At 42.1% G+C, this 22,619-nt stretch carries 21 protein-coding genes; 11 read left to right on the plus strand and 10 right to left on the minus strand.

Annotated elements, in window-relative coordinates; translation table 11 throughout:
- The first annotated feature begins 9 nt into the window (after positions 1-9).
- On the plus strand, positions 10-1,866 hold the full coding sequence (hscA, locus tag IM797_RS22350; RefSeq protein WP_194129420.1) for a Fe-S protein assembly chaperone HscA: 1,857 nt from the start codon (positions 10-12) through the stop codon (positions 1,864-1,866).
- Positions 1,867-1,979: 113 nt separating this feature from the next.
- Positions 1,980-2,852: a zinc dependent phospholipase C family protein gene (locus IM797_RS22355; RefSeq protein WP_228099047.1), complete on the plus strand. Its 873-nt coding sequence runs from the start codon at positions 1,980-1,982 to the stop codon at positions 2,850-2,852.
- Here IM797_RS22355 and IM797_RS22360 read toward each other — a convergent pair.
- The 5 genes from IM797_RS22360 to gldF all read right to left on the minus strand — a co-directional run bounded on the left by IM797_RS22360 (position 2,849) and on the right by gldF (position 7,955).
- Positions 2,849-3,538: a DedA family protein gene (locus IM797_RS22360; protein WP_194129422.1), complete on the minus strand. Its 690-nt coding sequence runs from the start codon at positions 3,536-3,538 to the stop codon at positions 2,849-2,851. The two genes, IM797_RS22355 and IM797_RS22360, sit on opposite strands and share 4 nt — an antisense overlap.
- An 88-nt stretch (positions 3,539-3,626) precedes the next feature.
- Entirely contained in the window at positions 3,627-4,319 is a 693-nt protein-coding gene (locus IM797_RS22365; protein ID WP_194129423.1) for a DUF4397 domain-containing protein, read from the minus strand.
- Positions 4,320-4,397: 78 nt separating this feature from the next.
- The gene (gene dnaN, locus IM797_RS22370) at positions 4,398-5,522 is read right to left on the minus strand and encodes a DNA polymerase III subunit beta (protein ID WP_194129424.1); all 1,125 of its coding nucleotides are present in this window, start codon (positions 5,520-5,522) and stop codon (positions 4,398-4,400) included.
- A gap of 34 nt (positions 5,523-5,556) precedes the next feature.
- Positions 5,557-7,224 carry a gliding motility-associated ABC transporter substrate-binding protein GldG gene (gene gldG / locus IM797_RS22375; protein WP_370583109.1) on the minus strand — a complete coding sequence of 556 codons (1,668 nt, stop codon included), beginning with the start codon at positions 7,222-7,224 and terminating at the stop codon, positions 5,557-5,559.
- Between the two features lie 2 nt (positions 7,225-7,226).
- Positions 7,227-7,955, minus strand: coding sequence for a gliding motility-associated ABC transporter permease subunit GldF (gldF, locus tag IM797_RS22380; RefSeq protein WP_194129426.1), 729 nt, complete (start codon positions 7,953-7,955; stop codon positions 7,227-7,229).
- Positions 7,956-8,142: 187 nt separating this feature from the next.
- Here gldF and IM797_RS22385 point away from each other — a divergent pair, with 187 nt between their 5' ends.
- Together IM797_RS22385 and IM797_RS22390 are read left to right on the plus strand one after the other, a co-directional pair.
- Positions 8,143-8,817, plus strand: a complete 675-nt coding sequence (locus tag IM797_RS22385) for a GIY-YIG nuclease family protein (protein WP_194129427.1) — start codon at positions 8,143-8,145, stop codon at positions 8,815-8,817.
- A 161-nt stretch (positions 8,818-8,978) separates the two neighbouring features.
- The gene (locus IM797_RS22390) at positions 8,979-9,326 is read left to right on the plus strand and encodes a hypothetical protein (protein ID WP_194129428.1); all 348 of its coding nucleotides are present in this window, start codon (positions 8,979-8,981) and stop codon (positions 9,324-9,326) included.
- An 81-nt stretch (positions 9,327-9,407) separates the two neighbouring features.
- Here the strand turns inward: IM797_RS22390 and IM797_RS22395 are convergent, their stop codons facing one another.
- Positions 9,408-9,920, minus strand: a complete 513-nt coding sequence (locus IM797_RS22395) for a hypothetical protein (RefSeq protein ID WP_194129429.1) — start codon at positions 9,918-9,920, stop codon at positions 9,408-9,410.
- A gap of 158 nt (positions 9,921-10,078) precedes the next feature.
- Positions 10,079-10,786, minus strand: a complete 708-nt coding sequence (locus IM797_RS22400) for an ATP-binding cassette domain-containing protein (RefSeq protein WP_194129430.1) — start codon at positions 10,784-10,786, stop codon at positions 10,079-10,081.
- A gap of 82 nt (positions 10,787-10,868) precedes the next feature.
- Here IM797_RS22400 and IM797_RS22405 point away from each other — a divergent pair, with 82 nt between their 5' ends.
- Positions 10,869-12,359 (plus strand): glycine--tRNA ligase, encoded by a 1,491-nt coding sequence (locus tag IM797_RS22405; protein WP_194129431.1) that lies wholly within the window; start codon positions 10,869-10,871, stop codon positions 12,357-12,359.
- Between the two features lie 111 nt (positions 12,360-12,470).
- On the opposite strand, the gene IM797_RS22410 is transcribed toward IM797_RS22405, so the two are convergent.
- The 3 genes from IM797_RS22410 to IM797_RS22420 form a co-directional block, all read right to left on the minus strand.
- Positions 12,471-13,451 carry a kelch repeat-containing protein gene (locus IM797_RS22410; protein ID WP_194129432.1) on the minus strand — a complete coding sequence of 327 codons (981 nt, stop codon included), beginning with the start codon at positions 13,449-13,451 and terminating at the stop codon, positions 12,471-12,473.
- 10 nt (positions 13,452-13,461) lie between these two features.
- Entirely contained in the window at positions 13,462-14,805 is a 1,344-nt protein-coding gene (locus IM797_RS22415; protein ID WP_194129433.1) for a DUF4270 family protein, read from the minus strand.
- A gap of 168 nt (positions 14,806-14,973) precedes the next feature.
- Positions 14,974-15,402: a hypothetical protein gene (locus IM797_RS22420; RefSeq protein ID WP_194129434.1), complete on the minus strand. Its 429-nt coding sequence runs from the start codon at positions 15,400-15,402 to the stop codon at positions 14,974-14,976.
- 212 nt (positions 15,403-15,614) lie between these two features.
- On the opposite strand from IM797_RS22420, the gene IM797_RS22425 reads away from it, so the two are divergent.
- The 6 genes from IM797_RS22425 to IM797_RS22450 all read left to right on the plus strand — a co-directional run bounded on the left by IM797_RS22425 (position 15,615) and on the right by IM797_RS22450 (position 22,615).
- Entirely contained in the window at positions 15,615-16,880 is a 1,266-nt protein-coding gene (locus IM797_RS22425; protein ID WP_194129435.1) for a sensor histidine kinase KdpD, read from the plus strand.
- On the plus strand, positions 16,877-17,572 hold the full coding sequence (locus IM797_RS22430; protein WP_194129436.1) for a response regulator transcription factor: 696 nt from the start codon (positions 16,877-16,879) through the stop codon (positions 17,570-17,572). Before IM797_RS22425 ends, IM797_RS22430 begins: the two co-directional genes overlap by 4 nt.
- A 176-nt stretch (positions 17,573-17,748) precedes the next feature.
- On the plus strand, positions 17,749-18,438 hold the full coding sequence (locus IM797_RS22435) for a CAP domain-containing protein (RefSeq protein WP_194129437.1): 690 nt from the start codon (positions 17,749-17,751) through the stop codon (positions 18,436-18,438).
- A 206-nt stretch (positions 18,439-18,644) separates the two neighbouring features.
- Entirely contained in the window at positions 18,645-20,192 is a 1,548-nt protein-coding gene (locus tag IM797_RS22440; RefSeq protein WP_228099049.1) for an FMN-binding glutamate synthase family protein, read from the plus strand.
- A 6-nt stretch (positions 20,193-20,198) separates the two neighbouring features.
- The gene (locus tag IM797_RS22445) at positions 20,199-22,127 is read left to right on the plus strand and encodes an LTA synthase family protein (protein WP_228099050.1); all 1,929 of its coding nucleotides are present in this window, start codon (positions 20,199-20,201) and stop codon (positions 22,125-22,127) included.
- A 2-nt stretch (positions 22,128-22,129) separates the two neighbouring features.
- On the plus strand, positions 22,130-22,615 hold the full coding sequence (locus tag IM797_RS22450; protein ID WP_194129438.1) for a GtrA family protein: 486 nt from the start codon (positions 22,130-22,132) through the stop codon (positions 22,613-22,615).
- Positions 22,616-22,619 lie beyond the last annotated feature (4 nt).

The raw sequence follows: 22,619 nt of genomic DNA on the forward strand, positions 1-22,619 counted from the left end.
TGCCGCACTATGGCAAAGATCTCTATAAACCTGGCGACAGGTTCACTGCAAAAAGAAGAAATCATCGTTGGGATTGATTTGGGTACAACCAACAGCCTGGTGGCATTCATCAACCCGGATAAAAACCCACAGGTTATCAATGATACCGGCAAAGGCCTTTTGGTACCCTCTGTTGTACACTTTAATGCGCAGGGCGATGCCCTTGTAGGTAATGAAGCCAAAGAATTCCTGATCACTGATCCGGAGAACACCATTTTTTCTGTAAAAAGATTACTCGGCCGTTCCTATAAGGATGTAGCCAATCATCAGGATACTTTCTCTTATAAAATCATTGACGATGAGAATGATTCACTGGTCAAGATTAAAGCAGGTGATAAATTTTATACACCGATAGAACTATCCGCTCAAATACTAAAAGAACTTAAAGCCAGGGCTGAACATGCACTAAAAACTCCGGTTAACCGTGCTGTAATTACCGTTCCGGCTTATTTTAACGACAGTCAGCGCCAGGCAACACGCGATGCTGGTCGCCTTGCCGGACTCGATGTACTCAGGATTGTGAACGAACCTACAGCAGCAAGCCTGGCTTACGGCATAGGCCTGGATCCAACCCAGCGCAAAACCATTGCCGTATATGACCTGGGTGGCGGAACATTTGACGTTTCCATTCTGGACATCCAAAATGGCATTTTCGAAGTTTTATCTACCAATGGCAATACCTTTTTAGGTGGCGATGATTTTGACCGTGCCATTGTCCATTATTGGATAGAAAAAAACAATTTAGATACGGCTGAACTGAATGCCAATGGCGGATTGATGCAATCCTTAAGGTTAAAAGCCGAGGAAGCGAAAAAAGCATTGACAACCCAGAATCTTTTCAACGAAAAGTTAGGCGAGATCTGGTGTACTTTAGATAAGCAGACCTTTGAACAGTTGATTGCTTTTAAAGTAGCAGAGACCATACAGGCCTGCGAACGTGCATTAACCGACGCTAAAATCACGATAGAAGATATTGATGAGGTGGTATTGGTGGGTGGTTCAACCCGTACACCATACGTTAAAAAACAGGTAGCAGAGTTTTTCCACAGGGAACCACACGATCAGATCAACCCGGATGAAGTTGTTGCCCTGGGTGCAGCCATCCAGGCTGATATCCTTGCTGGTAACCGGTCAGACATCCTGTTACTGGATGTCACCCCACTTTCTTTAGGCATTGAAACTATGGGCGGCCTGATGGATGTCATCATCCCAAGAAATGCCAAAGTTCCGACCAAAGCGGGCAGACAGTATACCACTTCTGTTGACGGGCAGGTAAACATGAAAATTTCCGTTTATCAGGGTGAACGCGATCTGGTACAGGAGAACCGTAAACTGGCAGAATTTGACTTGAAAGGCATTCCGGCAATGCCTGCAGGACTACCTAAAGTAGACATTAACTTTTTACTGAATGCCGATGGAATTTTAACTGTACAGGCCATTGAACTTCGTTCTGGTGTAAAACAGGAAGTGGACATTAAACCGAGTTATGGTTTAACTGACGATACGGTAGAAAAAATGCTGATTGACAGCATCACGCACGCCAAAAGTGATGTGGCACAAAGGATGCTGATTGAAGCCAGAAGTGAAGGTGAACAATTGGTTTATACTGCAGAACGTTTTATAGATAAACATGCTGTTTACTTAAGCGAGCAGGAAATTTCAGACACCAAAATTTATATTGAAGCCCTAAAAGCCGCTTTGGCCAGTCAGGAAAAAGATGACATCCTGAAAAAAGCAGATGAACTGAACGAATTTACCCGGCCATTCGCTGAACGCGTGATGGACATGGCCGTCTCCTCGGCGATGAAAGGAAAAACAATTGAGTAAAGTGGTTTAACCGTTTTACTTTTGATAGGTTTACAATAATGAAACGTTGTTTTATTATTGTAAACCTTTTTTTATGCTTGCTGCTCTGCACGTCCTGGGGTTTCTTTGCCCATATGCGCATCAATAAACTGGCTGTTTTTACACTCCCTGCAGGCATAAACCGATTTTATAAGTCCAACATCAGGTACATCAGTGATCACGCAGTAGACCCCGACAAAAGGCGCTATGCCGACACCGCAGAAGCAGCCAGACATTACCTGGATGTAGAATGCTACGAAAACCATATCGACAGTATTCCACGCAAATGGAATGATGCCGTAGCACGTTATGGATTAAAGAAACTCAACGACAACGGCATTTTACCCTGGCAAATTCAAAAAAGTTATTACAAACTGGTGAAGGCCTTCCAAACCAGGGATTCTTTGAAAATCATGATTTACTCGGCATACCTGGGCCATTACATTGCCGATGCACATGTACCCCTGCATACCACGCAAAACCACAACGGTCAGCTGAGCAACCAAATCGGGATCCACGCATTTTGGGAAAGCCGGCTACCCGAGTTATTTGCTAAAAACTACAATTATGTAGTTGGAAGTGCCCGATATATCGACAATCCCTTAAAGGAAGCCTGGAAAATCATCAGCCATACCCACAAACAAGTAGATACGGTATTGAAATTCGAAGCAGCGCTAGCGAAGCGCTTCCCGGCTTATCGAAAATTCAGCTTTTCAAAACGCAACAACCAAATTGTCAGACAGTATGCGGAAGCGTATGCCAGAGCTTACCACGACGAAATGGACCACATGGTAGAACGCCAGATGCGTGCAGCGATCTTATATACTGGATGCTACTGGTATTCGGCATGGGTTGACGCCGGTCAACCCAGCCTTGAAAATCTGGTTAAAAGAGAAACTGAGGATGATGATCAGCAAGCCATAGAAAAGGCTTACCAAAAAGGAAACATCCTTGGCCGCGAAAATTAAGCTTTGTTTTCTTCTTCAGCGATCACTTCAGTAGCCACCACTGGTTTCTTTTTAAATTTCGAACGAAGCGCGGCGAAGATCGCAGGGAAAAAAGTAACCACAGCAATCACGATGATCACAACATCAAAGTTCTTTTTAACTACCGGAATTTGTCCCAGTAAATAACCTGCCATTAACAAACTGGCAATCCAGGCTACCCCACCAACAACGTTAAAGAAAGTAAACCTGCCAAAAGGCATTTTGGCTACTCCGGCTACAAAAGGTGCAATGGTTCTGAAAATAGGTAAGAAACGGCTAAAAATAATCGCTTTTCCGCCATGCTTTTCAAAAAACATGTGCGACTGGTTGTAATATTCCAATTTTAGGATTTTATTGCTCTCCTTGAATACCTTAACGCCAAAATAAGTACCCAATTTGTAATTCAATGAGTTACCGGCAATTGCGGCTACGATTAACAAAACCAGCATTACCCAAATGCTCAATCCGGTATTACCGCCGGCAATCAGGGTTCCCATAGCAAACAACAACGAGTCGCCTGGCAAAAACGGGGTAACCACAAAACCTGTCTCGGCAAAAATGATTAAGAACAAAATGGCGTAAGTCCAATTTTGATAATCTCTGATGATCTCTTCCAGGTGCTTGTCAATGTGCAGGAGGAAGTCTATTAAAAAAGTGAAAAATTCCAAGTTTTGTAGATTAAGCCCAAAATTAAAAATACCATGGCAATAACCATGATATTTTTAACATAGATGTGTAATTATTAGATGCTATTGACTAATTCTGTAAAATCACGTGTCCGGTTAAATTGGCAGCAGAACTTCCATCAACCCAAATGGTATAGTTTTTACCTGCAACAATCCCAGGATCAAAAGTAGGCGCATCAGTAACACCAGGTGATGCAAACGTAAATTTGGTTCCCGGATCAACCGATTGATAGATGGCATTGGTCAAATCACCATAGGCAAGCGAAGGGATAAAAGCTGATGTCTGGCCGGTTGAAGAAACTGCAGTCACTGCGATGGTGTTGCTACCGCCAAAACTATTGATATTTAAAAACCTTACTTTGGCTTTATTTACCGCAGGTGATGACATGTCATCGCCAACAACAAAGGCACCAATTGCTGAAGAGTTTTTGCTTTGATAGTTGAACACAGTGATATTGATACCCAATGGGATATTGTAGGCTTCAGTTTGTGCCTTTACAACGGTAGTACCAGCATCATAAAACTTAAATACGGTATTTCCAGAAGTCATTGTGAAATATTCTGAGGCATTACCATAGGCAACACTTGTTGTATTTTTCTTTGTATCATTGATGTAAAGATCTTGTGCAGCAGAGCCTTGAAGTGTATTCACATATCTAACCCTAAGGTCTCCAACTGGATCAGGTACCGGATCACTCTTTTTGCTACAAGCAGCAAACAACAATACCAAACTTGAACAAACCAATAAAAACGACTTTTTCATATGCATATTTTTTTAATTGAATCCTAAAGAAAAGGCCTGGTCAAAAACCAAGCCATTTCTTTATTTATAATGTTATAATTAATTGTAATTGTTTAACATAACTGGCATTACCAACATCAGTACGTCTTCGTTTTCGTCATTGGTTTGCGGAATCAACAGACCTGCACGGTTTGGTGTAGAAAGCTCTAAAGTTACTTCTTCACCACTCAGGTTACTCAACATCTCGATCAGGAAACGTGCATTGAAACCGATTTCCAGATCTTCACCTTCATATTGACAACTTAAACGCTCATGCGCTTCGTTTGCAAAATCCAGATCTTCTGAAGAGATGTTCAACTCACTTCCATTGATTTTCAACCGAACCTGGTGTGTGGTTTTATTCGCAAAAATAACTACCCTGCGTAAAGTATTCAGGAATAAAGCGCGGTCGATTACCAGTTTATTTGGATTGTTGGCAGGAATTACTGCTTCATAATCCGGATAGCGCTCATCGATTAAACGGCAAACCAGGTTAATGTTGTCAAATTTAAAGAAAGCACTGGTTGCATTATAGTCCACAGATACATTGACATCTGTTGAAGGTAAAGCTGCTTTCAATAAAGTCAGTGCTTTTTTAGGCAGGATAAACGACGAAGACTTGTCAGCTTTGCTGTCCATTCTTCTATACCTTACCAATTTATGTGCGTCTGTAGCTACAAAAGTGATGAACTGCTCAGAAAGTTGACAAAATACGCCTGTCATTGCCGGACGCAGCTCGTCGCTACTCACTGCAAAAATGGTTTTAGTAATGGCTTCTGTCAATACCGAAGCTGGTAAATTTACAGATGACGCATTTTCAACAACCGGGATTTTAGGAAAATCATCACCGTTCTCTCCACTCAGCTTGTACTTACCGTCACCAGCACTGATCTCAATCGAGAATGTAGCATCGTCAATATTGAAAGAAATTGGCTGATCTGGCAGTGTTTTTAAAGTGTCCAGTAAAATCCTTGCCGGCACAGCAACTTTTCCGCCCTCTTTAGACTCAACGGTCAAAGATGTGGTCATGCTGGTCTGTAAATCTGTAGCAGAGATGGTTAAATTTCCATCTTTAATCTCAAACAGGAAATTCTCCAGTATAGGCAAAACAGTACTGCTGCTTGACGCACCGTTAACTGTTTGCAAATGTTTTAAAAGCGTTGATGTGGATACAATAAATCTCATAGTATGATCTTGTCAGTTCTCAAAAATATAAAAATTACCTCGCATACTTGCGCCTGCGGTAATAATGTTGAAAAATTGCGAATGATATTAACAATAGCAAGGGCAGCCCTACATTGATCAGCTGCCATTGGAATTTTTCAGTACGTAAACGTGCCCTATCCAATAACCTGATTTTGACTTCTTTATTGCGCAGGGCGATTAAATTATCATCATTACACAGATAATCAGCTAAATTTAGCAATAAGGCTTTATTGCCATAATTTTTTTGGGTGTAACGGTCAAATCCCAATGGAAATACCGAGCCATCCTTAGCACTCACCTGATTTTTAAAAATATCCCCGTCCCCGATTACCACCATTTTAGTGGCTTTACCTGAGGCCGGTAAAGGGTAAGCTTCGGGAATACCCGGCGGCACAGAACGGTTCAAAAACACAGAGGAAAAGTTTCCTTCCAGCAATACGCCCATCACCTGGGGCCTACTGGCATAGGATCTGGGATCCGGCTGCTCTGCCACCATCTGTAAAGACAGCATTTTTGGTGTGCTGAAAACCTGATTAAAGGCAGAACTGTGTAAAATTGCCTGTTTATGGATGCCTTTTACACCAATGGTATCTACAGTACTCGCAAACTCACCTTTAAGTGCATCAATATTTTTCACCAGGTTACTGCTGGTATCCGGAAGCAACAAAGGATAATAAACCCAGGGTGCCAGTTGAATCTGGCCTTGTCCGCCTCCTGTGGCAACCGGAATCTCCACGCAGTTCGCATCGGCTATCAAATTGTAATTTACCCTTGCACCATACACAAACAGCATGTCATCCAGGTTCAGCTTTCTGTTAAAAGCCAGTTGCTGTGTTGCACCTTTCAGACTATCGAGCTCTGCGCCAACCTGATCGATACTCCAGATCATCCGGCCACCGTTCATGACAAAGTAATTGAGCTTATATTTCTGTGCTTCAGTAAATTCCTTTTGAGGTTTGGCTATCACCAGCAGCTTCAATTTATCAAGGCCGTTGCGGTCAATCTGATCCAGATTTACCCTGCCTACCTCATAACTGTCTGATAAACTCTTGATCGCATCACTTAGATATGGATCAGCCAACTCTCCGTTCCCCTCGGTAAAACCGATCCTTAAGCTTTTTCCGGCTAAAACCTTTTGTATCCCCGAAGTAAAGACATACTCCAGATTTTGAATCGAATTGTTGATGTTCTGTTCATAACTACCACCAGCATCCAGGTTCTGTAATAATTTAACCGGGAGTTGTCGACCATCGGCCGTAATCATAGCCATCGGAAAAATGGTCTTTTGTGCAAAACCATTGTCGTTTTTAATATTTAAAGTGGTGGCTTCTATACCTACCTGATACAGGTTTTGAATGGCCGTATCCTGTTCTGCCAAAGATAATCCAGCAATCGGATCTGCAAATACCACCTGGATATCCGCAGCAGAATAAGCCCGGTAGTCGGCCAGTAAATCCCTGGTCGCATTTCTCAGACGTTTAAAAGGAGCTGGCAAATCGCCATCCAGAAACACCGTAATGGTGACCGGCTTTTTTAAACCCTGTAAAATTTCCTTCGACTTAGGATTTAAAGTATACCGCTTTTCCTTTGTAAAATCAATTCGGGTATACACATATTGAGCAGCAACATTCAGCAGGATCAATCCGAGTACAAAAACAAGAATGCCTTTCCAGCCTTTCATTTTTACCATTTCCGACCTCCGATCAGCAATTTGGTCAGGCCCAGAAAAACAGCAGAAAAGCTGATGAAATACACCAGGTCGCGCGTATCTAAAACCCCACGTCCGATAGACTGGTAATGTTCATTGACACTTAAGCCAAGTAATATCCCTTCTGCAAATTGCAAAGCAAATAATTTGCTCAGGGCCTCAAAACCGTTATAACTGATAAAACAGCTAAAAACAGCAATGGCAAATGCCACAACCTGATTTTTGGTGATGGCAGAGGCAAATACCCCAATAGCGGCAAAACATGAGCCAAGCAACAGCAAGCCGATGTATGCGCCAGCCACTGCTCCGCCATCTACGTTTCCCTTGGGAAATCCCAATTGCGCTATGGTATAATAATAAATTAAAGTAGGCAACAGGGCGAACAGTACCAATACCAGGCAGGAAAAGTATTTGGCCAGCACAATTTGCCAGACCGTAAGAGGCCGTGTAGCCAATAAAATGTAAGTCCCCTCCCGCCTTTCTTCTGCAAAACTACGCATGGTAATTGCCGGAATCAGGAACATAAATAAAAATGGCGCCAGACTAAAAAAACCATTCAGCTCGGCATAGCCATATTCCAGCACAGAGGTATCCGGAAATACCCAAAGCAACAGGCCAAGCGCCAATAAAAAAACACCGATGGTCATGTAAGCCATCAATGAATTCAACAAACTAAATAACTCCCGTTTAAAAACTGCGTACATGCCCTTCATTATCGTAAAATGGTACCTCCACAAGAACCGGTAAAGTTATTTTTTTCAAAGCTAAAATCTTAAATCTTCAGCGATATTATAAAAATTAAAGGGACTTACCAAACCGGTATCCGGACTTATTACACATACCTTCACTATAGAAACAGGCTAAAGCCGATTAATTTGACTAATATTGTCGATGATTAATAAACAGACCTTAACTAAAGTACAGGCGGACTTTATAAAGAAACACAAAATCTCTGACGATTTATTGATAGATGCCCAGGGTAATGTGTTCTCTGAAGACTTACAAAATGAGATGTATGCGCATCAAAAATCCATAGCATATAACGTTACAGGTTGCCCTGAAAATGATAATCATAGTTTTCAAACCATAGATGGATATTGCCCGGAATGCGATTTGACAAAACTGGCAGTTGCCCTGATCGAAAACAAAACCGGTTACATGTACATCTCTGGATCTATTAAAGGAAACCTGATCCAGGTTGGATCTGCAGTTGAAGCAAAAGACAAAATTAAAACCATCAACAGCTTTAGCGCAAAATATGCAGGTTTCGACGATTGGGAGCTTTTGTTCTATGCAAAAACAGAAACCCTGGGTAAGGCTGAGCGTTTAACCCATCAGAAATTAAGCGACTATAAAGCTGTTCATGTACAGGAAAAAGCCACCAAATTAAAAAATGGCATTGAAATTTACAGATGTTCCTACAATAAAGCCAAACTGGCCATGAGCGAACTTTTGGATGCGGAGCAATTCGAATTCACGCAAATCAATGAAAAAAGACATTTCACACCAGACTATCAGTTCAAAAACCTGATTTCTAAATCTGAACCCAGGTCAGTACCGATGTAATGGACAGGTCAAAGCTGTATCATTGATCACCTATACATTAATGATACAGCTACGATACAATCCTTTCATTATCTGGCTTTAAGCCCCTTATTTCAAAATAATCCTTTCTGTATTTGGCTTTTTCCTTAATTTCGGCCAATAATCAATAACAGCCAAATTCAATGAGACCAGCTTTTAACTGCCTGTATTACCTGGAAGATGGTAAAACTTGCATCGTAGAAATAAAACGTACCGATCTGACAGCGGATGCAGATATTTCAGAAGTTTTCAGGTGGCTGATGGTTGATGTGCAGTCGGCCAAAGTATCGGGGCTCGACTTTCGTTCTCTCGATCGGTCAGACAATGTAGAAGAACGCTTCTTTGACCAGGGATACCTGAAATTCAATCCGGAACAAGGTACTTTCATAGAAAAGTTCAATTCCGCACAGCACCAACTGGAAAACAAAACCAAAACTGAATTACCTTCAAATATCAGGACTGCCATAGCGCATTTTTTACTGGCAAGTTGAGCAGGCAAGTCGTGTAAAAAGCAAAAAGGCATATCCATCGGATATGCCTTTTTTATGTTAAGCAATCGGCTTATTGTATGACTACAAGCCAAAGTTAAATGCAGCTCTTAAACCGATGAATCCATTGGTTCCACCGCTGTAAGACCAACCTTCGTAACGCGCACCGATTTCGATACCGCCTGTATCAGAAACTGGAAATTCTACACCTACACCTGGAGCATACGCGAAACCTGTTTTACCATTTTTCTCTGTACTGATGGAAGCACCTACTTCACCAGCTGCGAAGAAATTCTCACCGAAGTAATATCTTGCACCAGCTTTTACCGGGATAGAACCAGAGTTAACCTTAACACCTAAAACTTCTTTGCTCTGAAAGTTAATATATCCAGCACTACCTGTTACCAGCAAATTCGCTGCAACCGGATGTTGATACTGCAAGGAACCACCATAACCTAAATTCATGACATCGCCAAAATCACCCATAGGAAAAGCAAATTCAGCACCAAGGCTTAATTTAGGGCTTTTAGTTTGTGCATTTACGCTAGAAAACGCAAATAAACCTGCAACTGCTGTTAGTAAAAATAATTTTTTCATGTGTTTAAAAGATAAAATTTGTTATAATTTATCCCTTTGATGCAAAAACTCGGCCATAGTTACAAAACCTGTTATTTTTTTTTACAACAGTTTCATCTTAAGAAGCTAAAGAACGTTTCATTGGTCCTCAGTAATAAATATGGGGCTATTTGATCTGATCAGGCTGTCAGTTTCTTAAAAATCTCCTCCAGAGAAGCATTGCCGTGTAAATGCTTGAGTTCGGCAATCGGATGATTCGCTACAACTGCACCTTTATTGATGATAATTACGTCATCGCAGAGCGCCTCTACTTCCTGCATGATGTGTGTAGACAGGATGACTGTTTTATCTTTGCCCAGGCTTTTGATCAGGTCCCTGATTTCTGCAAGCTGGTTTGGATCCAATCCTGAGGTAGGCTCATCAAGAATTAAAACTTCCGGGTTGTGGATAATGGCCTGCGCTAAACCTACCCTTTGTTTGTAACCTTTGGAAAGCATGCCGATTTTCTTGTGTTGCTCAGTCTCCAGCCCTACCGCTGCTATCGTTTCCACAACACGTGACTTCACGTCTTTTAATCCGTAAGTATGGCCTACAAACAACAAAAACTCCTGTACATACATATCTGTATATAAAGGGGTATTTTCCGGAAGATAACCCATCAAACGTTTGATCTCCAGATTTTGTAATTGCGTATCAAAACCACACAAACTGGCCGTTCCCGAACTTGGCTCAAGATACCCGGTCAACATCCGCATGGTGGTTGATTTCCCGGCACCATTCGGGCCTAAAAATCCAAGTATCCGTCCAGGCTTCGCCTCAAAACTAATCCCGTCAACAGCTTTTTGTGTTCCAAAATATTTTGTCAATTCCGTTACCCTGATGCTCAATTTGTTCTGTTTATCTAGTTAAAATTCTAATCGTCAAAAGTAGCAAAAGTTTATGGCCTAAATCTTATATATTTGCATCATTATGGCAAAGAATAATAACGACGAACAATTTAAAAATGTAATATCGCACGCAAAAGAATACGGTTTTGTATTCCAGAGCAGCGAAATTTATGATGGACTAAGCGCCGTATATGATTACGGACAATTGGGTGCAGAACTAAAAAACAACATCAAAACATATTGGTGGAAAGCCATGGTGCAAATGCACGAAAACATTGTCGGCATCGACTCTGCCATTTTCATGCACCCTAAAGTATGGAAAGCAAGTGGCCACGTAGACGGCTTTAACGATCCCATGATCGATAATAAAGATTCCAAAAAACGTTACCGTGCCGATCAGTTATTAGAAGATAAAATCACCCGTTACGAAAAGGACGGTAAAACAGATAAAGCGGCAAAATTACAGGCCGATATGGATGAGGCCCTGAAATCCGAAAATTTACAGGAGCTGAAAACCTTAATTGAACAACATGAAATCGCCTGTCCGGTTAGTGGTACAAAAAACTGGACAGAGGTTCGTCAGTTTAACCTGATGTTCAGCACCCAGTTTGGCGCCATGGCTGAGGGTTCTGAAGAAGTATACCTTCGTCCTGAGACCGCACAGGGTATTTTTGTAAACTTCTTAAATGTACAAAAATCTGGACGGATGAAAATTCCTTTTGGAATTGCTCAAATCGGTAAAGCTTTTAGAAATGAGGTGATTGCCCGACAGTTCATCATGCGGATGCGCGAGTTTGAACAAATGGAAATGCAATTCTTTGTTCGTCCGGGTGAAGACCAGAAATGGTTTGCTTACTGGAAAGAAGCCCGTCTGAAATGGCATAAAGCCCTGGGTACACCTGATGAAAAATACCGTTTCCACGATCACGTAAAGCTGGCCCACTATGCCAATGCCGCTACCGATATCGAATTTGAATTCCCGTTTGGATTTAAGGAAGTAGAAGGAATCCATAGCCGAACGGATTTTGATTTGACACAACATCAGGAATTCTCTGGCAAGAAAATGCAGTATTTTGACAACGACCTGAACGAAGAAGGTAAACCTTATGGAAACTATGTTCCTTATGTGATTGAAACTTCGATCGGCTTAGACCGTATGTTCCTGTTAACCATGATCAATGCTTTTGAAGAAGAAGACTTAAGCACAGCAGAGAAACAAGACAGCAGAACCTTATTGCGCTTACACCCTTGCTTAGCCCCGATCAAAGTTGCCATATTCCCTTTAACCAAGAAAGATGGCCTGCCTGAAAAAGCAAGACAAATCATGGATAACCTGAAACTTGATTTCAACTGTGCTTATGAAGAAAAAGATGCGATTGGTAAACGCTACCGTCGTCAGGATGCCATTGGTACACCTTTCTGCGTAACTGTTGATCACCAGACCCTGGAAGATGATACCGTAACCATTCGTCACCGCGATACCATGGAACAACAACGCATTGAGATTAAACACCTGGATGAATTGATTGCCAGTAAAACGAGTTGGAAAACCTTACTGCGTAAAGAAATGTAAAAGGAAACGGGGATGTCTCCTCCGAAACACCCCCGTCTAAATTAACGCTCTCACCTATATAGACGCGCATACTTTAATATTATTGTATGCGTGTAAATATTTTTTTATCAACTATTTATTGGGCGTAAATATCCACATGTCATCAAACCTTAAGCTGCCGTTCCGTCCGGTAGTTACATAACCCTTATCCCCCAGGGAAAAGCCAATTGCAGCTTCCCTTACTGTCCCTTTAAAGGCCTGATACTCTTTCCATGCATCTATATTCGGATCATAACGCCATGTTGTGCCCAATACCTGTCCATTGCTTCCACCGGTAATGTATCCCTTATCACCGATTACAAAAGTTGCAGCATACTCCCTTTTCAGATTGTACTTATAATCGTCCTCGTTCCGGTTGAGGTCTTTTAGCTTAACCCAGTCATCAGCCTTGGCATCATAACGCCAAAAATCCGTTAAATAAATGCCGTTGCTTCTTCCTGCACCAATATAGGGACGATCTCCAATGGTAAATGTAAAGGCATTTGCCCTTTTGGTTCCCGGTAAACTCATCACCTGTTTCCAGGTATTGGTTTCAGCACTATAGCTAAAAAAATCTTTAAGATCACCCTGTGTATTGGTACCACTGCCTACATAACCTTTACCATTGGTACTGAAAGCAATGGCGCCATACCTGGCTTCGCCCGGAAAATCTGCTATGGCTTTCCATTTGTTTGTCGCGGGATCAAATTCATAGAAATCGCGCCTGGCATCCGTGCCATCGGCACCTGTACCTACATAACCTTTGCCGTTTAAAGCAAATGCAACAGCATAGTTCCTGGCTTTCCCCGGAAAGTCGGCCTCCACAATCCTGAACCAATTCCGTTTTGAACTGTCGTAATACCACAGATCGGACAAGCGTTTCTCCCCATCAAAACCACCAACAATATACGTTCTTCCATTCAGGGTAAAACTCGCCGCGGCACTTCTTGCAATCCCCTCAAAGTCAGATCCCGCTACCCATTCATCCGGATCATCTTTTTTATCTTTTTTACAACCGGATGCCGCCAGGAGCAGCAGGGCAATCAACGAAATGTTTAATAACTTTTTAAGCATGTTTATAAGATTAGAATTTAGTGTATAAGATTTTTGTTTTAATAGATACGGCTGGTTTATTGCCTTTAATCAGGAGCCGGTCCAGACCGTTCATGAGTCCGGATAAAGGCACACTCAGTAATAATGAGGTATTTTTATGCTCGCCTTTTTTAAGCTGGTACGCATAATCTGCCAGTTCAAAAACATACCTTCCGTTCGAGCCGGCCTCATTTCCTTTTTGAAAAGAAGCTTGCTGAATTGCATCAGAAAACTGAGCTTTTACAATAGATTTGGGCGTATTTGAAGAATTGGCGATAAAAAGAATCAGTGATGAAGGTGCTTTAAAAGTGCCATAAGTATCCGGTTTGGTCTCAATGATAAGTTGGACCTTATTGATCACAATTTTGGGTTCTTTGACAAATTCCAGCAGCCCCGGCAATTGTAGCTTGGTCACAATGCCGGTCCCACCCTGTATGACAAGCTGATGATCAGTAAGTTCAGACTTCAGTTCCCGATGTTGATAGTTCAGTTCGCTAAGTTTGGTGTTTTTACGATCCGTTTCTATATGGTTAAACTGATGGGTTTTTAAATTCAGCGAAAAAGCAATCTTGCTTTTCTTCAGCATTCCGTCATTGCTTCTGTAATTATAATAAAGGTAAATTTTTGCGGAATCAGCTTTAAAACCGTTGATGCTTTTTCCGTTTTCAGAGCGGATCACAATGCCTTTAAAATAGTCCTGAAACTCTTCCGCATCGGTGATCCTTTTATCCTTGTTTACAATCATCTGGAACATTTCTGCACCCAGCGCTTTATTGAGGTTCACAATAACGCTATCTGATTTTTTTGGTCTTGGTGTGAACAACCGCTCGCCCAGCGCAACCGGTTCATATTTAAAACTGCTGGCACTGTAAATGGCATCTCCTTCTACAAAAACAGGACGTTCTTCGTCCTCTATGCCGCCTTTTACTTTACGCAACACAATGCGCTCGGTAAGCCTGTTTACCAGCAGGCGCTGTGCGGCCAGGGTATCACCATAAGTATATCCATTGTATTTGAGTACCAGGTTTAGCGAATCATAAACGGCTCCATCTTGTAAAGCACCTGTGGTAAAATCTGTTTTAAACTGCATGTAAGATGAAACGTTGGTCTTACCCAGGTCGTTGTCGTTCAATTCACCCAACAGGATGCTGCCGGTATTGGATGTTGGCAGAGAATCCAACAGGTAGGTAGAGCCGATAACCTGAATACTGTCCGCCAGTTCCAGGCTCAGACCATCATCGTTTCCCATATTGATGGTACCATTGCTTTTACAAGCTGTAAATAAGGAAAAAAAGCAGGCTAAAAGTATCGGCAAATATTGAAATAGTTTGTTCATAATTGGTTTATTGGTATAGGTAAAAACATGGGACAAATATGAGGGAGCCCAATGTTAATGAATGTTACAAATTGTTAAATTGAGTTAAGGGAGGTACCGGGGAAACAAAAAGGACTGTATCAAATTTTCCTGATACAGTCCCCCCTGCCGCTGACCTGACCTCAGGCCTTAAGGTTTAGATTTACTTTTCTGGATCTTGATGGTGTCTTCCGGAAAAACGCGTGGCTCCAATGATTCAACAGCAGATACTGTTGGCATTGTTCTGGCAAAAACACCGCCTAAAACAGAGCACTGATGTTGCATCATACATGGGCACATGTAAACATAAACCACCTGGCCCATTGGAGCCTGGCTTAAATACACCATATTCCCTTCCTGGGGCATACCCTCAACTCTGGTTGCAGCTACTCCTGGTACTGCAGAGAAAGTTGCTGGTACAGCAGGTGTTGAGCGCGTTGATACTGTAGGGAGTGTTGGTGCTGCCTGAAATGACGCTGCATTTTTCGGTTCTGCGGATATACGCGGTTGTACTTGCTGCGCCTTTGCAGTGGCGAATGCGAAGATTAAGACCAGGATGCCATAAAACTGTTTTTTCATACTATCTATTTTTAAGTGATTGAATACCCCAAAGGTCTTACAGCCAATTGTTAACCATTGTTATAAATTGTTAAAACGATATGCCGCTACGCCCGGGCCCTGTATGCTTTCCGGCGAGAAATGTTAATTAATGTTACAATTTGTTAAATAAGGTTAAGGGCTGCGGTTAGCCAGTACGCTTGCTATACATTTGCCCTGAAACCAACCACACCATGTTACATCGAATCAAATACATTCAGTACTTAATGATCTTTTGTATCCTGGGGGTAATTCTTACCCAGGGATACTGGTTGTATAAAGATTACAATTATTATAGCGGACAACCCCTGTTTTCAGCGGATTACAGTTTTTTTCAAAGGGTGCAGACTGTAAGTACCATTCCGGCATCGGATTTGCAAATTGTAAAAGGCAACCCTGCAAATGCCGCAGGCTTTACGCCAATGGGTAAACTGATCAATGCCGGAATACAGGTGCACGCAGTTCCGGCGAGCAGAATGCCACCAGATTCGGTCGCAAGTACCAGCCTGCCTTCAATTGTGGCTTATCCAAGTACTACAGCTCAAACCCTACCGGCCGGTGTCACACCCAGACTAAATGCGGTATCTATGGGTATACCGGCAATGGCCTCCACCTCCCTTTACAAACCTGTTCTTTACAAAGCACCGCTTTCTTACGTTTTGCAAAAAATGAAATTGCAGTTTGGGGTTTCCATCCTGCTGATTTTGTTTACGACCACCTGCTTTATTTTCATGTCCATCACCATATTCCGACAAAGCAAGCTATCTGTCGCGAAAAACAACTTCATCAACAACATGACCCATGAGCTTAAAACACCCCTGGCTACAGTTTCGGTAGCTGTAGAAGCCATGCGGAATTTCGGTGCCTGGGATGATCAGCGTAAAGCACAACTTTATTTAAACATTTCAAAAAATGAAATAGACCACCTCTCCAAGCTGATTGAGCTGATCTTGCAGCAATCCATCTTCGAATCGCACAAAATGGAGCTCAGCATCAAATTTACCGATGTAAACAGGATTTTGAAAGATGTGACCGACAATTATGCTTTATCCAATAAACAGGTACAGATTTTCGTGACCTGTGCAGCAGACATTCCTTTGATACCGGTTGATGCAGTACATATGAGTAATGTATTTAGAAACCTGATTGACAATGCCATCAAATACTCATCAGAAGAAAAGATCATCAGAATCAACAGTGAATTCCAGAACCAGCACTGGAAATTGAGTGTAAGTGACAATGGCATAGGCATACCGAAGATCTATCAAAAGGATGTTTTTGAACGCTTCTTCAGGGTACCCAATGGGGACGTGAATCCGATAAAAGGTTTTGGTCTGGGCTTATCCTATATTAAACAAGTGGTTAGCCTGCACAACGGCAGTATTAGTCTCCAGAGTATTGAGCACTATGGCAGCGTATTTACCATTTCAATTCCATTTAAACAAAACAGCCTGACATGAGCATCCTATTAGTTGAAGACGAGGCCGGACTGGCAAAAATAGTAACCGACAGCCTGGAATTTAAAGGCTATTCGGTACGCCATTGTTTAAACGGAAAAGAAGGTTTAGCTAGTTTTATGGCTGAGAAACCCGACATCATCATTCTGGATGTCATGATGCCTCATATGGATGGCTTTAACCTGGCTATTAAAATCAGGGCACAGGATACAAAAACACCCATTATATTTCTAACGGCAAGAACACAAACCACAGACGTACTGAAAGGCTTTGAAATTGGCGCAAACGATTACATCAAAAAGCCGTTCAGCATTGAGGAGCTCATTGTAAGGATCAACTTTCAACTCAAACAGACCGAGAAAAGCATTGATAAAAAATATACAATCGGCAATTACAATTTCGATGGTAAAAATCAATTGCTATCAATTAACGATCAAGTCAGAACCTTATCTTACCGGGAATCTGAATTACTAAGGAAACTGTGTGAACATCAACATGAAATCCTGACCAGGAAAGACCTTATAGACGACCTCTGGGAACATGAAAATTTCTTTACGGGCAGAAGTCTGGATGTATTCATCAGCAGGATCCGAACGTATTTGAAAGAAGACCCGCAGGTGCGCATCATCAACATCCGAAAAGCAGGTTACCAATTGGTCATCAAAAAGGATGAGTTCGCAGTGAGTCCACAGTGAGTCCACGGTGAGTCCACGGTGAGTCCACGTATTTACTGAAAATAGGTGGACTCACCCTGGTTTCATGATGCTTTGATGGTGCTGTCAACTACTACCGTTCCAGAGCCACTACAGGTTTCATCTTATTTTCCAGACCGCTGATATTAAAAACATAAATCCCGCGTTTAACATGACAGATGAAACTTGCATACCTGCTTCTCCTTCTTTTTATTCCCTTGCTGCAGCCAAATACAGTTGCAGCTCAGCAAAGCCGTTATTCCTTTACAAAGGAAGAATTGAAGATGGCCAATACGGCTGGCAATGCTGGTTATTTAACCGGGCAAGAGAAAGACATGGTCATGTATATTAATCTGGCGCGCATGGATGGAGAAAAATTCTTCTATACTTATTTTGAGCAGTTTATAGATGACTACAATCAGGACATGCGGCAATACAACAATTACAATGAACTTAAAGTAAACAGGAATACCAGTTATTACCGAAGTCTAAAAAAAACGCTGAGCGAGGTTAAAAACCTACCCGTTTTTTGGCCCGACGAAGCATTGACGCAAATTGCCAGAAACCACGCAACGGACTTAAACCGGAATAACTTTGCAGGGCATCAATCCAGCAATGGGAGAAGTGTAAAAGATCGCATCGACACCGTATATCCCAATAAATCAAGTGCTGAAAACCTGGCTTTTGGATTTCCTACTGGCCTGGGCAATGTCTGCATGCTTTTGCTGGACAAGGGCGTTCCCGACCTCGGGCACCGCAAGAGTTTGCTCAACACGAATTTAAAGTTAAACCGGATCGGCGCCTGCATCGGGCCACACCCAGCGTACCGCTATTGTGCAGTGATAGACCTCGTTTCACTACCCAATTAATAAAAACATAATTTACAAGGTCTTTTTTTTTGAAATCAGCAAAAACATACCGAGATTTGCGCCATGAATTTCAATTCCGCTAAAGACTTTAACTACTAAGCCCCGATTTGAGCATATTTTAATGCGAGGGGCCTCCTCCCAAAATGATCATTTATTCATCAATTTATTTTATTTCAGATCTATAACATCTGTTATTCTTAGTTTCTATGGAACACAAATTTCGTTCAGTAATTGGAAAAGTGCTGCTTTGGATGGCACTTTGCGGTGTGGTGGCTTTAATTGCTGCTGCTTTTTACCAGGCATCTTCATTTTATCTGATGATCGCCTTACCATTGGTACTGATCACGGCCCTGGCCTACGACCGTTTTCAATCTAAACACGCGGTATTGCGTAACTATCCCATTGTTGGCCGGCTGCGTTATTTCTTTGAGGCGATCCGACCGGAAATGCGTCAGTATTTCTTTGAATCTGAGTTAGATGGGAAGCCGTTTAACCGTCGCCAACGCTCTATTGTTTATCAACGTGCAAAGAATGAACGTGAAACCGTAGCCTTCGGTATGCAGGTTGACCCCTATCTGCAGGGCTACGAGTGGGTATCACACAGCATTTACCCAAAGAAATTAAAGGATACTGATTTGAGAATTACGGTGGGTAACGCTTCATGTGAACAGCCTTATAGTCTGAGTGTATTGAATATTGGCGCCATGAGTTTCGGTGCTTTAAGTAAAACAGCCATCCTTTCTTTGAGCCATGGTGCCAAATTAAGTGGCTTTGCACACAATACTGGCGAAGGTGGAATTAGCCCGCATCATGTAAAAGGTGGCGGCGACCTGATCTGGCAAATCGGTACCGGTTATTTTGGCTGCCGGGATGCAGAAGGGAAATTTGATCCGGCTTTGTTTGAGAAGAACTCCAAAAGGACCTATGTCAAAATGATTGAGCTGAAATTGTCGCAAGGTGCTAAGCCTGGTCATGGTGGGATTTTACCTGCGGCTAAAAACACACCGGAAATTGCGGAAATCAGGAATGTGGTAGCTGGGACGACCATTTTGTCTCCGCCTGCACACAGTACTTTTAACAATGCAAGTGGATTGATGCGTTTTATTGCAGAACTCCGGGAGTTGTCTGGTGGTAAACCTGTGGGTTTTAAATTGTGTATTGGTAGTGAAGCAGAATTTATTGACATCTGCGCGGCCATGATCTCTACAGGTATCACGCCTGATTTCATCACCATTGACGGTGCGGAGGGTGGAACTGGTGCTGCACCATTGGAGTACACTGATTACGTAGGTATGCCTTTGCTTGACGCCCTGGCTTTTGTAAACCATACCCTATCTGAATACGATTTAAGAGACCGGATTAAATTGCTGGCCTCCGGTAAAATCATTACGGGTTTTGACATCATGAAAGCCCTGGCTTTGGGCGCTGACGCGTGTTACAGTGCACGTGGTATGATGATGGCACTGGGTTGTATCCAGGCTTTAAAATGCGATAGCGGCAAATGCCCCGTAGGTATTGCTACCCAGGAAAAAAGTTTGTACAAAGGAATTGATGTAACCGATAAGAAGCACCGCGTAGCCAATTTTCACCGCAACACCATCCATGCTACGGTTGAATTGATGGAAGCCTGTGGTTTTGGTGACCTGGAAGAAATTGATCCGGAACGTTTCCACCGCAGAATTGACAGCACCAGGACGATGAATTTCAAAGACATTTATTTCCCTAAAATACGTAAATTGGCTGCCTCAAATTAAAAACACTTGAAAAGAAAAAATACAATCGAGGTAAACCTGTATATCGCCCTTGCCTATCGTTTTTTAGTCATCATGGTTTTATACACCCTGTGCAGACTAGGTTTTTATTTCTTTAACCAAAGCCTTTTCCAGCACATTACCTTGCCTAAGTATTTATACATGATGTGGGGTGGATTGAAATTCGATGTATCTGCATTGATTTACATCAATATCTTATTCATCCTGATGCAGGTACTGCCCTTCCCTTTTCGCTACCGGAAGGGCTATCAAAGTTTTTGCAAGTGGCTGTTTATCATCAGCAACAGCATCGGGATCTTTGCCAACTTTGCTGATTTTGCTTATTATAAGTATACATTAAAGCGTACCACAGCAACTGTTTTTAGTCAGTTTAGCAATGAGCAGAACAAGTTTAAACTGTTTGTAGACTTCCTTGGTGACTACTGGTACCTGGTGATTTTATTTGCCATTTTTGTCTGGCTGTTTGTTAAACTGTACCAGTTGGTACAGGTAAAAAATGTGGTTAAGTTTACCTGGCCAGTCTATATCTTGCATACCGCACTGCTGGTAGCCATAGCGCTGGCCTGTTTAACCGGTGTACGTGGTGGCTGGGGCTTTGGTACGAGGCCCATTACACTCAGTAATGCAGGTGAATTTGTAGACACGCCCGACCAGATGAGCCTGGTGCTAAATACGCCCTTCTGTATTTTCAGAACGTTGAAAGCTTCGAAATTGAAACCGATCGACTATTACGATGACCAAACACTGAAGGCCCTGTATAATCCCATTCATCAACCTGCAGACAGCGGTTCATTTAAGCAATTGAATGTCGTGTTCCTGATTATTGAAAGTCTGGGAAAAGAACATGTGGGCAGCTTAAATAAAGATTTGATGGGTGGAAAATACAAAGGTTATACGCCGTTTTTAGATTCCCTGATTTCGCAGAGTTATACCTTTACACATACCTACGCCAATGGCCGTAAATCGATAGATGCGATTCCATCGGTAATTACAGGCATCCCTTCAATACGTGAACCATTTATCCTGTCCATCTATTCTGGCAATAAAACCACCAGCATCGCCAAGCTTTTGGGTGATAAAGGTTATGAAACTGCCTTTTTCCATGGCGCACCGAATGGTTCAATGGGTTTTTCATCTTATACACACCTGGCCGGGATCAAACATTATTTTGGTCAGAACGAGTATAAAAAAACCGGCGATTCTGATGGTACATGGGGCATTTGGGATGACCCTTTTATGCAATACATGGCACAAACGATGAATACGTTGAAACAACCGTTTTTCTCGAGTTTCTTCTCTTTATCTTCGCATCATCCCTTCCGTTTACCGGAGGAGTACAAAGGTAAATTCCCGAAAGGTCCGCTGCCGGTACAGGAAATATTTGGGTATACCGATATGGCGTTGCGCAATTTCTTCAATACAGCATCGAAAATGCCATGGTACAAAAACACCTTGTTCGTTTTGTGTGCAGATCATGCTACGGTATCGTATTTTCCGGAATACCAGACCACTCCCGGGTATTTCTCTATTCCAATTGTATTTTACCGCCCTGGTGGAGAATTAAAAGGAATGAGTGATAAACTGGTGCAGCAAATTGACATCATGCCTACTGTATTGAACTACCTGCATTATGACAAGCCTTATTTTGCCCTGGGGTTTGACGCTTTCAATCAGCGGAAAGACAATTTTGTGGTGAACAACAATGATGGTAATTTTAGCTTTTACCAGGGTGATTACATGCTGGTTAACGATGGAAAATTGAATATTGCACTGTATAATTTGAAAACAGACCGCTTAACTAAAAACAACATTCTGGAAAAAGAACCGTTAATTGCAGCAGGAATGGAAAAATACCTGAAAGCATTTATACAACAGTACAACAACAGGATGATTGCGAATAAATTAACGGTTAACTGAGTATGCGTAAAGTTTTAATGAAAATCATCGATTTCTTTTATCCGCCTTTTTCCCGCTGGTTATCGCCGCATACGTTCAGATACCTGGTCTCGGGTTGTACAACGGCTGCCTCTGGCATTGTTGTTTTTTACATTGCATATAACTGGATTCTGAAACAACAAAATGTACGGGTAGATTTGCCTTTTTTGCCAAAAATGATCTCTGCGCCTGTTGCTGCACTGGCCATTGAATCGGTGATTACCTTTATGATTGGCTTTATGCTCAACAAATACCTGGTTTTCACGAAGTCAAACTTAAAAGGACGCGTACAGTTGTTCCGGTATGCATCGGTAGTCATCACCAATATTTTGCTCAACCTGGCTTTACTAAAATATATGGTGGAGGGTTTGCATTTTTATCCGACTGTGTCTAAAGCGATCATTACAGTGGTACTGGGCGTACTGAGTTATTTTTCGCAAAAACATTTTTCGTTTAAAGTCAGGAAGTAGATCA

The sequence above is a fragment of the Pedobacter sp. MC2016-24 genome (assembly GCF_015223055.1).
Taxonomy (GTDB): domain Bacteria; phylum Bacteroidota; class Bacteroidia; order Sphingobacteriales; family Sphingobacteriaceae; genus Pedobacter.

What these genes read in the sequence shown, in the direction of transcription:
- hscA (WP_194129420.1), top strand. Translation starts at nt 10, where the DNA reads ATGGCAAAGATCTCTATAAACCTGGCGACAGGTTCACTGCAAAAAGAA.
- IM797_RS22355 (WP_228099047.1), top strand. Translation starts at nt 1,980, where the DNA reads ATGCGCATCAATAAACTGGCTGTTTTTACACTCCCTGCAGGCATAAAC.
- IM797_RS22365 (WP_194129423.1), bottom strand. Translation starts at nt 4,319, where the DNA reads ATGAAAAAGTCGTTTTTATTGGTTTGTTCAAGTTTGGTATTGTTGTTT.
- dnaN (WP_194129424.1), bottom strand. Translation starts at nt 5,522, where the DNA reads ATGAGATTTATTGTATCCACATCAACGCTTTTAAAACATTTGCAAACA.
- gldG (WP_370583109.1), bottom strand. Translation starts at nt 7,224, where the DNA reads ATGAAAGGCTGGAAAGGCATTCTTGTTTTTGTACTCGGATTGATCCTG.
- gldF (WP_194129426.1), bottom strand. Translation starts at nt 7,955, where the DNA reads ATGTACGCAGTTTTTAAACGGGAGTTATTTAGTTTGTTGAATTCATTG.
- IM797_RS22385 (WP_194129427.1), top strand. Translation starts at nt 8,143, where the DNA reads ATGATTAATAAACAGACCTTAACTAAAGTACAGGCGGACTTTATAAAG.
- IM797_RS22390 (WP_194129428.1), top strand. Translation starts at nt 8,979, where the DNA reads ATGAGACCAGCTTTTAACTGCCTGTATTACCTGGAAGATGGTAAAACT.
- IM797_RS22395 (WP_194129429.1), bottom strand. Translation starts at nt 9,920, where the DNA reads ATGAAAAAATTATTTTTACTAACAGCAGTTGCAGGTTTATTTGCGTTT.
- IM797_RS22405 (WP_194129431.1), top strand. Translation starts at nt 10,869, where the DNA reads ATGGCAAAGAATAATAACGACGAACAATTTAAAAATGTAATATCGCAC.
- IM797_RS22410 (WP_194129432.1), bottom strand. Translation starts at nt 13,451, where the DNA reads ATGCTTAAAAAGTTATTAAACATTTCGTTGATTGCCCTGCTGCTCCTG.
- IM797_RS22415 (WP_194129433.1), bottom strand. Translation starts at nt 14,805, where the DNA reads ATGAACAAACTATTTCAATATTTGCCGATACTTTTAGCCTGCTTTTTT.
- IM797_RS22420 (WP_194129434.1), bottom strand. Translation starts at nt 15,402, where the DNA reads ATGAAAAAACAGTTTTATGGCATCCTGGTCTTAATCTTCGCATTCGCC.
- IM797_RS22425 (WP_194129435.1), top strand. Translation starts at nt 15,615, where the DNA reads ATGTTACATCGAATCAAATACATTCAGTACTTAATGATCTTTTGTATC.
- IM797_RS22430 (WP_194129436.1), top strand. Translation starts at nt 16,877, where the DNA reads ATGAGCATCCTATTAGTTGAAGACGAGGCCGGACTGGCAAAAATAGTA.
- IM797_RS22435 (WP_194129437.1), top strand. Translation starts at nt 17,749, where the DNA reads ATGAAACTTGCATACCTGCTTCTCCTTCTTTTTATTCCCTTGCTGCAG.
- IM797_RS22440 (WP_228099049.1), top strand. Translation starts at nt 18,645, where the DNA reads ATGGAACACAAATTTCGTTCAGTAATTGGAAAAGTGCTGCTTTGGATG.
- IM797_RS22450 (WP_194129438.1), top strand. Translation starts at nt 22,130, where the DNA reads ATGCGTAAAGTTTTAATGAAAATCATCGATTTCTTTTATCCGCCTTTT.